Origin of the sequence: Actinomadura sp. NBRC 104412 (genome assembly GCF_030269515.1) — a bacterium.
Lineage (GTDB): Bacteria > Actinomycetota > Actinomycetes > Streptosporangiales > Streptosporangiaceae > Spirillospora.
This window is the reverse complement of the sequence record NZ_BSTM01000041.1, coordinates 40,377-55,221: the sequence shown is the minus strand read 5'-3', so window position 1 is coordinate 55,221 and position 14,845 is coordinate 40,377. Positions and strand designations below refer to the sequence as shown.

At 72.0% G+C, this 14,845-nt stretch carries 14 protein-coding genes; 6 read left to right on the top strand and 8 right to left on the bottom strand.

What is annotated here, in order from left to right; genetic code table 11:
- Positions 1-944: 944 nt before the first annotated feature.
- Positions 945-1,880 (top strand): hypothetical protein, encoded by a 936-nt coding sequence (locus QSK21_RS32695; protein ID WP_285701446.1) that lies wholly within the window; start codon positions 945-947, stop codon positions 1,878-1,880.
- On the opposite strand, the gene QSK21_RS32690 is transcribed toward QSK21_RS32695, so the two are convergent.
- The 3 genes from QSK21_RS32690 to QSK21_RS36285 form a co-directional block, all read right to left on the bottom strand.
- The gene (locus tag QSK21_RS32690) at positions 1,865-3,658 is read right to left on the bottom strand and encodes a feruloyl-CoA synthase (RefSeq protein ID WP_285701445.1); all 1,794 of its coding nucleotides are present in this window, start codon (positions 3,656-3,658) and stop codon (positions 1,865-1,867) included. The genes QSK21_RS32695 and QSK21_RS32690 overlap by 16 nt on opposite strands.
- 117 nt (positions 3,659-3,775) lie before the next feature.
- Complete coding sequence (locus tag QSK21_RS32685) at positions 3,776-4,045, bottom strand: beta-ketoacyl-[acyl-carrier-protein] synthase family protein (RefSeq protein WP_285701443.1); 270 nt, start codon at positions 4,043-4,045, stop codon at positions 3,776-3,778.
- Positions 4,046-4,401: 356 nt separating this feature from the next.
- Entirely contained in the window at positions 4,402-4,467 is a 66-nt protein-coding gene (locus QSK21_RS36285; RefSeq protein WP_352231359.1) for a hypothetical protein, read from the bottom strand.
- Between the two features lie 124 nt (positions 4,468-4,591).
- Here QSK21_RS36285 and QSK21_RS36280 point away from each other — a divergent pair, with 124 nt between their 5' ends.
- The 4 genes from QSK21_RS36280 to QSK21_RS32665 all read left to right on the top strand — a co-directional run bounded on the left by QSK21_RS36280 (position 4,592) and on the right by QSK21_RS32665 (position 9,014).
- Complete coding sequence (locus QSK21_RS36280) at positions 4,592-4,804, top strand: ATP-binding cassette domain-containing protein (RefSeq protein ID WP_352231358.1); 213 nt, start codon at positions 4,592-4,594, stop codon at positions 4,802-4,804.
- Between the two features lie 641 nt (positions 4,805-5,445).
- Positions 5,446-5,811 carry a hypothetical protein gene (locus QSK21_RS32675; protein WP_285701442.1) on the top strand — a complete coding sequence of 122 codons (366 nt, stop codon included), beginning with the start codon at positions 5,446-5,448 and terminating at the stop codon, positions 5,809-5,811.
- 246 nt (positions 5,812-6,057) lie between these two features.
- Positions 6,058-7,587 (top strand): hypothetical protein, encoded by a 1,530-nt coding sequence (locus tag QSK21_RS32670; protein ID WP_285701441.1) that lies wholly within the window; start codon positions 6,058-6,060, stop codon positions 7,585-7,587.
- Positions 7,587-9,014 (top strand): amidase, encoded by a 1,428-nt coding sequence (locus QSK21_RS32665; protein WP_285701448.1) that lies wholly within the window; start codon positions 7,587-7,589, stop codon positions 9,012-9,014. The genes QSK21_RS32670 and QSK21_RS32665 overlap by 1 nt, the downstream gene beginning before the upstream one ends.
- Before the next feature lie 15 nt (positions 9,015-9,029).
- Here the strand turns inward: QSK21_RS32665 and QSK21_RS32660 are convergent, their stop codons facing one another.
- On the bottom strand, positions 9,030-9,485 hold the full coding sequence (locus QSK21_RS32660; RefSeq protein ID WP_285701440.1) for a GlcG/HbpS family heme-binding protein: 456 nt from the start codon (positions 9,483-9,485) through the stop codon (positions 9,030-9,032).
- Between the two features lie 246 nt (positions 9,486-9,731).
- Between QSK21_RS32660 and QSK21_RS32655 the strand changes: the two genes are divergently transcribed.
- A complete protein-coding gene (locus QSK21_RS32655) occupies positions 9,732-11,456 on the top strand; it encodes a helix-turn-helix domain-containing protein (RefSeq protein ID WP_285701439.1) in 1,725 nt (574 codons plus the stop codon).
- Positions 11,457-11,458: 2 nt separating this feature from the next.
- Here QSK21_RS32655 and QSK21_RS32650 read toward each other — a convergent pair whose 3' ends face one another.
- Genes QSK21_RS32650 through QSK21_RS32635 form a run of 4 tightly spaced genes read right to left on the bottom strand, consistent with a single transcriptional unit; the run spans position 11,459 to position 14,800 of the window.
- Positions 11,459-12,829, bottom strand: a complete 1,371-nt coding sequence (locus tag QSK21_RS32650) for an MFS transporter (RefSeq protein ID WP_285701438.1) — start codon at positions 12,827-12,829, stop codon at positions 11,459-11,461.
- Positions 12,819-13,199 carry a Rieske (2Fe-2S) protein gene (locus QSK21_RS32645; RefSeq protein ID WP_285701436.1) on the bottom strand — a complete coding sequence of 127 codons (381 nt, stop codon included), beginning with the start codon at positions 13,197-13,199 and terminating at the stop codon, positions 12,819-12,821. The genes QSK21_RS32650 and QSK21_RS32645 overlap by 11 nt, the downstream gene beginning before the upstream one ends.
- Positions 13,200-13,211: 12 nt before the next feature.
- A complete protein-coding gene (locus QSK21_RS32640) occupies positions 13,212-14,429 on the bottom strand; it encodes an NAD(P)/FAD-dependent oxidoreductase (RefSeq protein ID WP_285701434.1) in 1,218 nt (405 codons plus the stop codon).
- Positions 14,426-14,800 (bottom strand): Rieske (2Fe-2S) protein, encoded by a 375-nt coding sequence (locus tag QSK21_RS32635; protein WP_285701433.1) that lies wholly within the window; start codon positions 14,798-14,800, stop codon positions 14,426-14,428. Before QSK21_RS32635 ends, QSK21_RS32640 begins: the two co-directional genes overlap by 4 nt.
- Positions 14,801-14,845: the final 45 nt, after the last annotated feature.

Sequence of the window (14,845 nt, the reverse complement as noted above, 5' to 3'; positions counted from 1 at the left end):
GCCTGCCAGAAAGTCGGCCACGAAAGCGACACCAATGATGCTGATGTGACAATTGAGGCAATCAGTGCTTAACTAATCAATAGATCGCGAGGTGGCCTTCTCATACACCACCCGCCTGGACGCGGCCAAGCTTTTCTGCCGTTGTATTCGCGTCGTCATATCGGTTATCCCGGCGGTCGGCTGCTGGCTCCTCTACCGAGAGGACAGTAGACGGCGACGCTGTACGCGCCGAAGGCCGACGCCGACCAGGACCGGCCCACATAACCGATACCGGTACGCTCATGTCCACGGTCTTGCACTCGGTGGTGCGTTGATGCGTCTGCCAGCACTTTGAGGTGCGCGGAACCGTGGATTGGCCTACCTGGACCTTCTTGACGGTCTCTCTGACGGTCATCGGCCGTTGCCGGCAGGGACACGATCTGAATGCGGGTGGGATCGGCGAGTGCCTTGATGAGGGCTATTCGGCAATGGCCCGATCCGGCGGGCCGGTGTCCTGGACATGCCAAACGGCGCCTGGATGTGGCAGGTGACGTACGCGGTCACCGTGGCGTTCTGACCTGCCGCGGGCCGACTGCGGGACATCGAGGTCGCGCACGGCTCGGACGACGGCAGCGGCGGGCGATTCACGACAATCTGTAGATGCCCGGTGACGCGTTCGGCGAGGGTTGTGGTCATGGCCTGCTCCTCCGTTTCGTGTGCGCGTGGCCACGTCGACAGGGCCGCGGAGCATGCCGGAGAGTTCGCGGCAGGGCTGATGCTCGTGGCACGCAAGGTCGGCGTTCGAGCGTTGATCGCTCCACCGAGCTCCTGTCCCACGGCTTGGAGGGCACAGCGGCTAGCCGACCGTTGGGGACTGTCCCGTGATCATGTGATGGGGCAGTCCCTTGGGACGGTTCCGATTCCTGGTCGGCGCCTCCTCCTCGGCGATCGCCAAGGAGGAGGCGGTGGCGGACGCGGTCGGCTTGGCTCCGCTGGCGTATCCGCAGTTGCACCTTGCCGCGCTCCGCGGCCGTCCGGCCGAAGCGCGGGCGTTGGTCAGGTCGTTCACCGCCGAGGCAACCGCGAGTGGCGCCAGGCAGACGATCACCAAGGCCGACTGGGCCACGGCCGTCCTGAGCAACGGACTCGCCTACTACCCGGCGGCCCTCGCCGCGGCCGGGGCGGGGACCCGTTCGTCGCCGCGATCGCACTGCCGGAACTTGTCGAGGCCGCGGGTCCGCTGCGGCGAGGACGACGCGGCCGCGACGGCGCTGGCGGAACTCACCGAACGCACCGAGAGCAGCGACACACCGTGGGCATTGGGCGTCGCCGCCTACGCCCGCGCGCTCGTCACCGGTTACGAGGACGACTTCCGCACGGCCGTCGGACACCTTGAGGCGAGCACGTTCACCCCGTACCACCTGCTCTACGGCGAGTGGTTGCGCCATCAAGGCAGGCGGCGTGACGCCAGCCGGGAGCTGTGCACCGCCCACGAGCGGCTGTCCGACATCGGCATGACGGTTTTCGCCGCCCGCGCCGCCGCCGAGTTGCGCGCGTCGGGCTGCATCGACGACCTCACCACTCGGGAGGCGTACATCGCCCGCCTGGTCGCGGGCGCTGCCACCTCCAAGCGCCGCGTGGCCTGTTCATCAGCCCGCGCACCCTCGCCCACTGCGCAACATCTTTCACAGGGTCGGCATCACCTCGTTCCGGCAGCTCAGGGACCTGTCGGCGCTACGCGGCTCAGCCACCGAGCCCGAGCGGTAGGGCGATCGCGCGACCGGGCCCGGCTCGGTGACGCTGACCCCATGTCCGTACGGGTCGCCGGTCCCAGCCCTGGACGGCAGGGTGATCGATTGGCGTTGAGCCGGTGGCGGCCGTGGGCTCAGCCGCCGATCTGAGGCGCGGGGAGGATTACTTGTTCCGGGACGGGTTCGGTGTGCAGGAGATCGACCAGGTGTGCCCTGCGGTCGAGGACGGCGCGCTGGTTGATGTAGCCCTTGTCGGTGATCTCGCCCTCGGCCAGAGAGGCGGGTTCGTCCAGGATCAGGGCCCGGGTGATGCGGCGGGAACTGCCGGTGGCACCGGTGTTCAGCCGGGCCAGCGCGGCGGCGAGCGCGTCGCGGACGGCGAGTGAGGAGGTCAAGCCTTCGTCGGTTCCGGCGACCTTGCGGGCGACGGCGGGGTTGAGCCAGCACAGCGCGCCGATGTGGTCACGGTCGTGGCCGGTGAGCACCGCGTCCTGGATCAGCCCGTGCGAGCAGGCCAGCAGGGCCGCGCGCAGGGTGCCCGCGCTGACCCAGGTGCCGGTGGACAGCTTGAAGTCCTCGCTGATACGGCCGTCGAACACCAGCCCGGCCCCAGGATCGTCCGGGTTCACCATCTGGACGGCGTCGCCGGTGCGGTAGTAGCCCTCCTGGTCGAAGGCCGCCGCGGTCACCTCGGCCGCCCGGTGGTAGCCGGGGGTGACCGCGGGCCCCTTCACCCGGATCTCCAGTTTCGGCCCGACCGGCGCCAGCTTGATCGACACCCCGGGCAGCGGGACGCCGATGCAGTCGCTGCGGCCGGAGGGGAAGTAGGCGGAGGTGGCGGCCGGTGCGGTCTCCGTGCAGCCCCAGGAGGTGGTCATCGGCGCCGCCGACCCCACCGACGCGGCGAGCTTCGACAGCCCGTCCCACAACGTCTGCGGCAGCGCCGCCGCGGCGAAGAACACGAACCGCATCCGGGCGAAGAACGCCTCGGCCAGGCTGCGGTCGGCCTCCAGGTGCGGCAGTAGCGAGGCGTATCCAGCGGGAACGTTGAAGTACACGGTGGGGTGAACGTCGGCCAGGTTCCGGATCGTGCGTTCGATCATCTGCGGGCCGGGACGGCCATCGTCGATGTAGATGGTGCCGCCGTTGGCCAGGGCCAGCCCGAGGTTGTGGTTGCCGCCGAAGGTGTGGCTCCAGGGCAGCCAGTCCAGCAGCACCGGCGGTTCCCCGGTCAGGAACGGCCAGATGCGCTGGAGCATCCGCTGGTTGGCGCACAGCATCCGCTGAGTGTTGATCACACCCTTGGGCAGGCCGGTCGACCCCGAGGTGAACAGGATCTTGGCCACGGAGTCACCGTCCAGCGCGGCGAGCCGTTCCGCCACGGCCGCCGTCGATGGTGTCGACGCCCACCGCGCCAACTCTTCCCGGCCGGCGATGACCTGGGCGCCGGTCATGCCGCGCACGACGTCGAGCGCGTCGTGGTAGGCATCCGGGTCGTCGGCGAACACGACGGCGGGCTCGGTCAGCGCGGCCATGTGGCGCAGCTTGGCGTGCGAGCCGTCCAGCAGCGAGTACGCCGTGCTCACCGGCACCACCGGCGACCCGGCCGTGTAGCAGGCCAGCGTGAGCAGCAGGTGCTCGACCGAGTTGCCCGACAGGATCATCACCGGGCGGCCGGCGGCCTCCCGATCCAGCAGGGCCTGGGCCAGCCCGTCCACCTGCCGCGCCGCCTCACCGTAGGTTACCCGCCGCCAGCCGTCCCCGACACGGTCCGCCGCAAGCAGCCGGTCCGGATGGGCGCTCGCCGTGTCGCGAAACGGCTCGACCATGTTCGTCCAGTACGACCCCAACGGCAGGGCCGAAGTCAGCACGACCGAGCCGTCATCCCGCCGTTCGGCCAGCGTCTCGGGTATCGCGAACAGGTCCATCACTTACCTCCGGGGGGTGTCCGCAGCGATATTGACGTCCGCCAAGGAATCTGTCTCATATGAAAGGGTTCGGACCTGTCCCGATCCCATGTCAGTCCCGCACACGCAGGACGAGCGCTACCCGGTGTCCCCGGCGGCGCAGCCGGTGAACAGCCCGATGCCGCCGCCCCTGGCCCGCAGGATCTCGATGAGCTCCGCCACCGCCCGCGCGCCCGTGGGACCCTGCGGATGCCCATAGATCAGGCTGGAACTGGCTACGTTCATCCAGTCCATGGGGAAGCCTGTCGCGCGCGAGAAGTAGGCGTCGTTCACCGCGAACGGGTTGTGGGTGACCACCGCGCCCACGGCATCGCGCTTCAGTCCCCCGTCGGCCAGCGCCGCAGGCACGGGGGCCTTTGGCACCCGGGCGGCCTCCGGTCACCGCGGCGGTTCCGAGCCGGACGGTGAACGTGGGGACCAGGGAGAAGCGGTCGAGCCGCGGCACCGTCGACCCGAACGCGGTGAAGGAGATCGGCTCGGGATCGAGGCCCCGTTCGCGCAGTGCCCTGGCGGTCACGTCGACCGCCAGATCGATGGAGCTCTGCTCGGAGAGGGATCCTTGCCAGCGCACGAACGGCGAGGTCCAGGCGTGGTCGACGGGTATCGCGACCGTGGAGAGCCTCATGGCGTGAAGTTATACACATTTGTTGATTAGCGTCAATGAATTGTCGAAGATTCTGACAGCTGTTCACGGCCCGCGAGGGCTATCCGTCGATCGTGATGACCTGCATGGGACACACATCGGCAGCCTCCTCGACCGCCTCGCGCAGGCGTTTGCCGACGGTCTGCTCTACACCGGCCTAGGCAAGGGTGAACGCGAGTGGCGCGCCAGGAGCGCGTTGGCGCGAATCGGACTGGGCGACCGGCTCACCCACCGCCCTCACCGGCTTTACGGTGGCCATCGCCCGGGCGGTCGCGGGCGAACCGCCGCTGCCGCTCGCCGACGAGCCGACCGGAAACCTCGACTCGGCCTCAGGCGCCGGCGCGATGGAAGTGCTGCGCGAGCTGAACGAGGCGGGCACCACGATCCTGGTCATCACGCGCGACCACGAGATCGCGGACGACCTGCCGCGGCGGGTGTCGATGCGCGATGGACAGGTGGTCTGAGCCCCGTCCCCTCGGGCGGAAGGCCCGCTACGGCCCGCCCGGTTGCGCCCATCGGACCTGGCGTGGCTCGCCGGGTACCGCCTGCGGTCGCGTCCGCTGCGGGCCATGCCCTCAGCGCTGGGCACCGCAATCGACAGCGCCGCGATGACCGCAGCGGTCGGCATCTCCGCCTCCAACAACACCGACCTCGACCAGCACTCGCCAAACTCGGCACCGACATGCCGACCGCGCCGCCCGGCAAGACGACGCTCGAAGATCGACCTGCATCGATCGCTCGGCGCCACGAAAGTCGCTGCTCGGCTGTCTCGGGACCGGAACGTCGGACCTGGCGCGGCTCGCCGGGTACCGCCTGCGGTCGCGTCCGCTGCGGGCCATGCCCTCAGCGCTGGGCACCGCAATCGACAGCGCCGCGATCACCGCGGCGGTCGGCATCTCCGCCTCCAGCAACACCGACCTCGACCAGCACTCGCCAAACTCGGCACCGACATGCCGACCGCGCCGCCCGGCAAGACAACGCTCGAAGATCGACCTGCATCGATCGCTCGGCGCCACGAAAGTCGCTGCTCGGCTGTCTCGGGACCGGAACGTCGGACCTGGCGCGGCTCGCCGGGTACCGCCTGCGGTCGCGTCCGCTGCGGGCCATGCCCTCAGCGCTGGGCACCGCAATCGACAGCGCCGCGATGACCGCAGCGGTCGGCATCTCCGCCTCCAGCAACACCGACCTCGACCAGCACTCGCCAAACTCGGCACCGACATGCCGACCGCGCCGCCCGGCAAGACAACGCTCGAAGATCGACCTGCATCGATCGCTCGGCGCCACGAAAGTCGCTGCTCGGCTGTCTCGTGACGGGAACGTACGCCATGATGCGGCGGTGGCCCGCGACCGTGCCGTCGTGGGTCCTCGCCGGCGGCGTCGGCGCCACGGCGGCGTCGGCGCGATCGTGGGCCTGTGCCCGGCGATCCGCGCGAATCGTCTCGCTTCCTCGGAGTCCTTGATGTCGACCTGAAGCCGTGGCCTGGGACGGCTCGCGCTCCATTCGCGAACAACCCGCGCCGGCCGCACCATCGGCATAATGCACAATTCACGGGGCTTCTTTTGTGCGTTTTTCTTATGGTCGCCGGATAAAGTGATCCGCGAGAGTCACCGCACCACAGTAATTCCGTCCAGCCCCCTCGAAACCCAACGTAACACGCCCGCAACTCGGCTTTGACCGCGCCCCTGCCTCCTCCCCCCGACTTGGACAGGTGAAGCCTTGTCAGCAGCACACTGGATCTATCTCCTGGGACTCGCCGCGATCATCGCCACGGTGGTCGCGAAGCGGAACGTCGTCGCCATCGCCGTGGTCGCCACCTTCGTCACGGCCACCGCCTATGCCGGCAGCGCCGTCACGGGGCTGGGCGCCGTCTTCACCGGCGCGATCGTCGCCACCCGTGAACTGCTGTCCATCTTCATCATCATCGCGCCGGTCACCGCCATGCTGGGGGCGATGCGGGGGCTCGGCGCGGACGTCCTGATGATCCGCCCGCTGCGGGGGCTGTTCCGCAACGGGCACATCTCGTACGTGGTGCTGGCGGTGGTGACGTTCCTGCTGTCGCTGTCGTTCTGGCCGACGCCCGTGCTGCCGCTGATCGCCGCGATCCTGCTGCCCGCCGCCGTGCGGTCGGGGCTTGCCCCGTTCGGCGCCGCCCTGGCCATCGCGATCACCGGGCAGGGCATGGCGCTCGGCTCGGACTACATCATGGGCGTGGCGCCGGGCCTGTCCGCCGAGGGCGCGGACGTCGCGGCCGGGACGATCGCCGACCGGGCGCTGGTCATCTCGCTGATCGCGGGGGTGGTCGCGCTGACCGTCGCCTACCTGCGGGACGTGCGCACGAAGATGCTGGATCCGATCGCCTCCGCCGCCATCACCCTGCCGGTCTCCGAGACCACGGCCACCGGAGGCGCCGCGGGTACGGGGACCGCGTCCAAGAACACCGTGTCCGGGACGGTCGTGGCGACGGGCGGCGAGGGCGGCGGGACCGCCACGCTGACCAGGCCGGACGTGGCGTCCGGGGACGGCGAACCCGTGCGCCCGTCCAAGGCCGCGCGGACGGTGGCGATCGCCGTGCCGGTGCTGTTCGCGGGCCTGCTGGTGTTCATGCTTCTGGGACGGTTCACCTCGCTGGTGCCGAACATCGACGACGGCGCGGGGGCGCCGCTGGTCGGTGGCACGTCCGCGCTGGCACTGGTGGTGATCGCGATCATCGCGAACCGGAAGGGGTGGCTGGAGGAGGTGGGCTCGCACTTCACCGAGGGCATCGCCTTCGCGTTCCGGACGATGGGCATGGTGATCCCGATCGCCGGCTTCGTCTATGTGGGCCTGTCGGACTACTCCGGCGAGATCCTCGGCCTGCCGGAGGACGCCAAGGCGCCCGCCTTCCTGCTGGACGCGATCGCGCGCGTCCAGCCGCACATCCCGGACGTGCCGCTGGTCGCCTCGTTCGCCATGCTGCTGGTCGGGATGGTGATCGGCCTGGACGGCAACGGCTGGCCCGGGTTGCCGTTCACCGGTCAGCTCGCGAGCTCGCTGAGCGACGGCTCGGGCGCCGACCCGGCGACCCTGGCCGCGATCGCGCAGAACGGCGCCAGTTGGACGGGCGGCGGCACGCTGGTCATCTGGTCCTCGCTGATCGTGGTCGCCGGGCTCACCGGGGTGTCGGTGGTCGACCTGGCCAGGCGGCTGTTCGTCCCGGTGGTGACCGGGCTGGTGGTGGCGACCGCGATCGTGTCGGTGATCCCGTGATGGAGAGGGCCGCGGGCCGCACCGTGATCGAGACGGCGGAGCTGGTCAGGGCCGGGAGGCTGGGCGCCCGCGAGGCCGTCCGGGAGGCCCTGGCCAGGATCGCCGAGCTGGACCCCGGGCTGAACGCGTTCGTCCACGTGGACGCGGAGGGCGCGCTCGCCCGGGCGCGCGAGATCGACGAGCGGGTGGCCCGGGGCGAGGACCCCGGGCCGCTGGCCGGTGTCCCCCTCGGGGTGAAGGAGTTGCACGCGGTCGCGGGCTGGCCGTTCGCGATGGGCAGCACGCTGCACGCCGGGCGGATCGCCGATCACACGTCCACGCTGGTCGCGCGGGCCGTCGCGGCCGGGGCCGTCCCGGTCGGGGTGACCGCGTCACCGGAGTTCGGGCGCGCGTCGTTCACCGCGTCCGCACTGCACGGCGTCACCCGCAACCCGTGGAACCGGGACCTGACGCCCGGCGGTTCCAGCGGTGGCTCGGCCGCCGCCGTGGCCGCCGGGATGGTCCCGGTCGCGACGGGCACGGACGGGGCCGGTTCGCTGCGCATCCCCGCCTCGTACTGCGGGCTCGTCGGGTTCAAGGGGACGTTCGGACGCGTCCCCCGAGGCCCTCGCCATTGGGGGACGGCGGACAACGACCACTGCGGCGTCCTCACGAGAACGGTGGCCGACACCGCTCGCGTCCTCGACTGCGTGTGCGGCACGGACGACTACGACCGGGCCTCGCTGCCCGCGCCCTCGGAACCGTTCGAGGCGTCGCTGAGCGGCGTCGAACTGGCCGGGTTGCGCGTGGCGTGGACGCCCGACCTGGGCAACGCGCCCTGCGATCCCGAGGTGGCCGCCGTGGTCGAGGCGGCGGCCGGGAGGCTCATCGCGGACACGGGCATGCGTCGCGTGGCGGCGGATGTGCGGGTGGACGGCGCGTGCGGTGCCGCGTACCGGACGCTGTCCGTCCCGGACGTGCACGCCGAACTGCGCGCGGCCCCGCCCGGCACGCTGGCGGACGTCCATCCGACGGTGCGCGGCTACGGGGACGCGGCGGCGGCTTTCACCGCCGACGCGCTGGTGGACGCGCACCGGGCACGGAACCGGCTCGTCGCGACCCTGGCCGAGGCGTTCGGGCGTTTCGACCTGCTGCTGACCCCGGCGACGCAGGTGCCCGCATTTCCCGCCGAGGGCCCGATGCCGACCGAGATCGCGGGCCGTCCGGTGGACCATTGGGGCGCGCTGGCGGTCACGTTCCCGTTCAACCTGTCCGGGCATCCGGCGGTCTCGGTCCCGGCGGGGTGGGCGGGCGGCGCCCCGGTCGGCCTGCAGATCGTCGGCCGCCGCCACGAGGACGCGCTCGTCCTGGCCGCGGCCGCGGCCTCGGAGCGCGTCCTGGCCGCGGCCGCGGCGCCGGCCTCGGCCTCGGTGGCACCGCGGCGCTGACCCGCGGCGCGGTCCTCAGGTGGTGGCGGCCTTCGGGGCGATCTTCTCCTCGAACGCCTTCAGCGCGGCCGCGCCCACGGCCTTGTCCTGCTCGCCGTTGCCGCCGCTGACGCCGACGGCCCCGATGACCTGGCCCTCGTACACGATCGGAAAGCCGCCCACGAAGATCGCGAACTTGCCGGGATGCATCTGGTTGATGCCGAACGCCTCGTTGCCGGGCAGCGCGGGACCGTTCGGGGGCTCGTTGAACTTGTGGGTGTCGCGCTGGTGACCGGCGGCGGTGAACGCCTTGGCGATCGCGATCTCGACGCCGGTGAGCCGCGCCCCGGTCATCCGGTGCAGCGCGATCGGGTGCGCACCGTCGTCGGCGATGCAGATCGTCTCCGCGACCCCGATCCGCTCCGCCTCGGCCTCGGCGGCCTCCAGCAGGACCAGGGCGTCCTCCAGGGTCAGCCGATGAACGGTCTGCATCAGTCCTCCATCCATTCTTCCTCTGCGCACCGACAATTGCCGGGCCGGCGCCGTTTCGCCGCCGTTTCCTTTTTGTTTCGACTATTGCCCGGCATTAATGTGTGCCGCATTATGGGAGGGCGATGAAAAGGATGCGCCTCCATCACCGCGCCCCGCCGTCGGGCGGCCACGGCAGCAAGTCTCCGGGACTTCGGTCAAACCGGACTATGTACACTCTGCCGAACCACCGGGATGGGATGGGGGCACATGGCACAAACCGACCACGCCGACGGGGCGGGCGACGGGGGGATCACGGTAGAGGCGCTGCTGGCCGAGCCGCTGTTGCGGGGCGGGCTGGTGGCGGGCGAGAAAGGTCTGCACCGCACGGTGTCGTGGTGCCTGCCGCTGTCGGAGACCCGCCGGTACGCCGAGGACGCCGGCTCCCCCGATCTCGGTGGCATCGCGATCCATCTGCCCGCGCCGATGCTGGCGGCGGCGGACGACGCAAGCGCCCTGATCGGTGAGCTGTGGCGGCGCGGGGCGGCGGCGGTGCTGGCCTGGCAGCAGCCGGGCATCCGGTGCGACCTGGAGGCCGCCGCCCGCACCGCCGACCGGCTCGGGCTGCCGCTGCTGTCGCTGCGCGAGGAGGCCGACTACCGGGCGGTGAGCCGGCTGGTCGGGCAGAAGGCGCTGGCGCAGGCGTCGCACGTCCTGGAGTACGGTGCGCGCGTGCACCGGACGCTGGGGGACGTGCTGTCGCAGGGCGCGGGCGTCCCGGCCATGGCGCGGGCGATCGCCACCATGGCCCGCTGCCCGGTGCTCATCCTGGACGACGACGGCGAGCGCCTGGCCTGCGAGCAGCCCCATTGCGACGAACCGTTCGACCCCGATCCGCTCCTCGTGGTGCTCCCGCCGGACGTGACCGGGGAGGACGGCCGTCCCGCCGAGCTCGACCTGCGTCCCGACCCGGACGCCGACCCGGTGCGGGTGCTGGTGACGCCGATCGTGTTCGGCGGCGACCCGTACGGGCGGCTGGTGCTGGTGGAACGGTCCTGGCCGCCGGACGCCCACGACCTCGCCCAGCACCGCGTGATCGCCGAGCACGGCGCCACGCTGACCGGCTCGGAGATGCTGCGCCAGCACTCCGTCCGGGTCGCCGAGGAGCGGGCGCGCGGCGACTTCGTCGAGGCGCTGGTGCACGGCCGGTTCGCCGACCCCTACGAGCTGGGCGCCCGGGCCCGGCACCACGGCTTCGACGTCGGCGGGCACTACGCGGTGCACGTGGTCGCGGCGTCCGATCTGCTGCCGGTCGGGCGCGACTACATGCGCCGCAAGGTCGCCGCCATCCGGATCGCGCAGGCGATGGAGCCGGACGGCATCACCCTGACGGCGGCGATCGGCTCGAACATCGTGGTGATCCGGCAGGTGGCCGCGTCCGGTGAACCCCTGGAGGGACGGCAGGAGGCGGGCCGGTTCGCGCAGCGGCTGCGGCGCCGGCTGGTGCCCGCGCTGGGCGAGGACGTGCGGGTCACGCACGGACGTCCCGGACAGGGCGCGGCAGGCGTCGCGACCAGCTACTACGAGGCGCGGCTGGCGATGGGGCTGGCCTGGCAGACCGGCGCGGAGAACGTCTGCGGCTACGACGACCTGCGGGTGTTCGCGGCGCTGAAGGAGGTCGCGGGCAGCGCGGAGGCACGGGCGTTCGCGGCCGAGACCCTCACCCCGCTGCGGCAGGCGGGCGGCGGCGACCTCGAACCGATCGTGCTGGCCTACATCAAGGCGGCCGGGAACCTGAACGCGGCGGCCCGGTCACTGAACCTGCACCGCAACACGATGCTCTACAAGCTGGACCGGGCGTCGCGGGCGCTCCGCATGGACATCCGCGCGGCCGAGACACAGTTCATGTTCTGGCTGGCCCACCACATCGAGACGCTCAGCTCGGTGACGCAGAGCCTGGCGGACGAGCTGGCCCCGCCCGCCCCGCGGCGCTGAGGCTAGGCGGGGTCGGCGCCCGCGAAGGAGCCGAGGAGGCCCAGGGCGGCGATCGCCGCGCAGCCCGCGAAGACGACGCCGTAGCCGAGGCCCTGGTCGAGGACGGCCGCGACCCACGCCGCGCCGAGGGCCGAGCCGCCGAAGCGCAGCAGGTTGAACAGGCCGAGGCCCGCGCCGTACCGGCCGGCGCGGGAGCGGGTCGCGCCGTTGGCGGCCGGGGTCTGTACCAGCGCCACGCCCGTCCCGGTGACGAGCAGCGCCGCCAGCAGGAGCGGCACGCCGTACAGGGTCGTGAGGACGGCGCCGGCGAGCGCCTGCCCTCCGGCCAGAAGGACCAGGCCCGTGCGCAGGACGGGGCGCGCGCCCAGGCGTCCCAGCAGGATCCCTACGACCGGGGCCAGGAGGGACATCGCCAGGGGCAGGCAGAGGAGCAGGAAGCCGGCGGTCATCGTCGGCACGTCCCGTTCGGTCGTCAGGTACAGCGGGACGCCCAGCAGTGACGCGCCCAGGCAGAACATCTGCGCCAGCACGGTCAGGCAGGAACGCAGGTAGCGGACTTCCAGGAGGAGGCGGGGCGGGAGGAAGGCGTCCTTGCGCCCGCGTTCGGCCAGCAGGAACACCACGCCGGCCAGGACGCCCGCCAGCGCTCCGCCCCAGACGGCCGGGGAGGCCAGCCCCAGCGGCGCCACCGCCGATGCCGCCATCAGGCCGAACCCGGCGGCGAGCGTGAGGGGCACCGCGCCCCGCCATTCGAGCGGGACGGCACGGGGACGGTCCCGCGGCACCAGGCGGAACGCCATGACCGCCGAGGCCAGGCCGAGCGGCAGGATCGGCCAGAACACCGCGCGCCAGCCGAGCGCGGTGGCGAGGGTGCCGCCGACCGTCGGCCCGGCGGCCTGGCCGATGCCGTTCATCGCGGCCCACACGCTCAGCGCCCGTGCCCGTCCCGCCCCCTCGAAGAGCTGGGCGATCAGCGACATCACGGTCGGCAGGATCGCGGCGGTCGCGGCGCCCTGCGCCGCCCGGATCGCGACCAGCGCGGGAAGGCCGTGTGCCAGGGCGGCGGTCGCCGAGGCCAGGCCCAGGAGGGCGGTCGCGGCCACGAGGACGCGGCGGTGCCCGTACCGGTCGCCCAGCCAGCCGGAGATCGGCAGCAGCACCGCGAACGTGACGGTGAACCCGACCACGAGCAGGGAGCCCGCCGGGACCGGCACGCCCAGCTCGTCCATGATCATGCTGAGCGGCACGTTGACGATCGTGTTGGCGAGCGTGCCGGTGAAGGTGGCGAGCGACAGCGGGAGCAGCGCCGTCCAGCGGGCCGCCGGGCGCCCCTTCCGCGGCCCGCCCTCCACGGCGAGGTCGTCAGCGACCACTGCCCGCCCGCCGCCTGCGCGGGCCGGGTGGGCGGGTGCCCGGCGGGATCGCGACCCAGATCCTCCCGTCCTCCTCCTTGATCGGGTAGATCTCGATCGGCTTGGTCGCGGGCGGGGAGAGCGGCTCACCGTCGGCGTAGTCGAAGACGCTGCCGTGGCAGGAGCACAGCAGGCCGTCCTCGGTGACCCGGCCGGACGACAGCAGGCAGTCCAGGTGCGTGCAGTAGTTCGACATCGCGTGCACCTCGCCCTCGGAGCGGGCCACGGCGATCTCCCACTGGTCGTCGTCCCCGACGAAGAAGCGGCGCACCACGCCCTCGGGCACCTGGCCCGAGCGCGCCACGTACAGGAATTCCAGCTCGTTCTCCACGTTGAGAGCCCCTCAGCCCAGCAGTTCGGTCAGGTCGGCGTCCTCGTCGCGCAGGACGTCCGGGTCGGGGGCCAGCCGGGCGGCGATCAGCTCGCGCGCGACCGCGATCTCACCACCCCGGTCGATGCCGAAGGCGGCCGTCAGCACGCCCCCGGCCAGGTAGTAGGCCACGAAGTCGAAGTCGTCGACCCGGCCGCGCACCACCATCCGGTCGGCGCCGGACGGGTGCCCGGTGTACTGGAGGTTCCGTCCGAACTGGTCGGACCAGAACCAGGGGGACGTCGCGTGCGCGGCCGGCCTTCCCAGGATGTTCTTGGCGGCGGCCATGCCCTGGGCGTTGGCGTTGTCGAAGTGCTCGGCGCGGACGCGCCGGCCGAAGAGCGGATGGTGGAAGGCCGTCACGTCACCGGCCGCGTAGATCCCCGGCTGATTCGTGCGGCAGTACTCGTCGACCGCCACGGCGCCGTCGCCGGTGAGCTCGATGGACGTGCCGGCGAGGAACTCGGAGTTGGGCACCATGCCGATACCGACCAGCACCAGGTCGCCTTCGACGGTCGTCCCGCCGGACGTGGTGACCAGTGCGGCGTCGCCCGTCTCCCGGTACGACTCGACCTTCTCCCCCGTGCGCAGGTCGACCCCGGCGCTGCGGTGGAGGGCGGCGAGGGCGTCCCCCATCGTCCGGCCGATCGTCGCGGCGAGGGGCTGGGCGGCCTGCTCGATCACGGTGACGGCGGCGCCCAGCTCGCGCGCCGTGGACGCGATCTCCGAGCCGATGAATCCGGCCCCGATGACGATCAGCCGGGTACCGGGGCGCAGCTCGGCGCGCAGCCGGTCGGCGTCGGCGAGGGTCCGCAGATACCGGACGCGGGCGCCCTCCACACCGGGCAGGAGGCGCGGCCGTCCGCCCGTCGCGATCAGGACGGCGTCGGCGGTCTCGGACGTCCCGTCGGCGTACTCGACCGCGCGGCCGGCGGGGTTCACACCGGTCACCCGGGTGCTCACGCGCAGGTCGATGGACTTGTCCTCGCACCACTCCGGGGTGAGCAGGAACAGCTCGTCCCGGTCGTGGTCGCCGGCCAGGTACTCCTTGGACAGCGGCGGACGCTGGTAAGGGCGCTCGGGCTCGTCCCCGGCGATGGTGAGCCGGCCGTCGAAACCGCGACGGCGCAGCGTGCGGGCGGCCACGGCGGCGGTCTGCCCGGCCCCCACGACGATGACGGACTCGATCATGACTGTTCCTCTGTGAGCGCGGACACGGGCTGGGGCGCGGGGGCGGGGGCGGCGGCGCGCGGTCCCGGGTCCACGTAGACGACGCCGTCGTCGACGCGGACGGGGTAGGTCGGCTGGCACTCGTCGCGGTCCTCGATCTCGCCGGTGGCGGGGTCGATCTTCCACTGGTGCCCGGGGCAGATCACCCGGCCGGCCAGCAGTGTCCCCTTGGTCAGCCGCCGCTGCTTGTGGACGCAGACGTCGTCCAGCGCGTACACGGTCTCGCCGACCAGGAACAGCCCGATGTCCCGTCCCTCCACGGTGACCGCGAGCCGCTTGCGGCGCCGCACGTCCGCGAGGGCGGCGGCCTCCACCCAGTGGTCCGTCGTCATCGCTCTCCCTGTCGTTCCTTCGCGTGCGTTTCGCGGTCGCGGGAC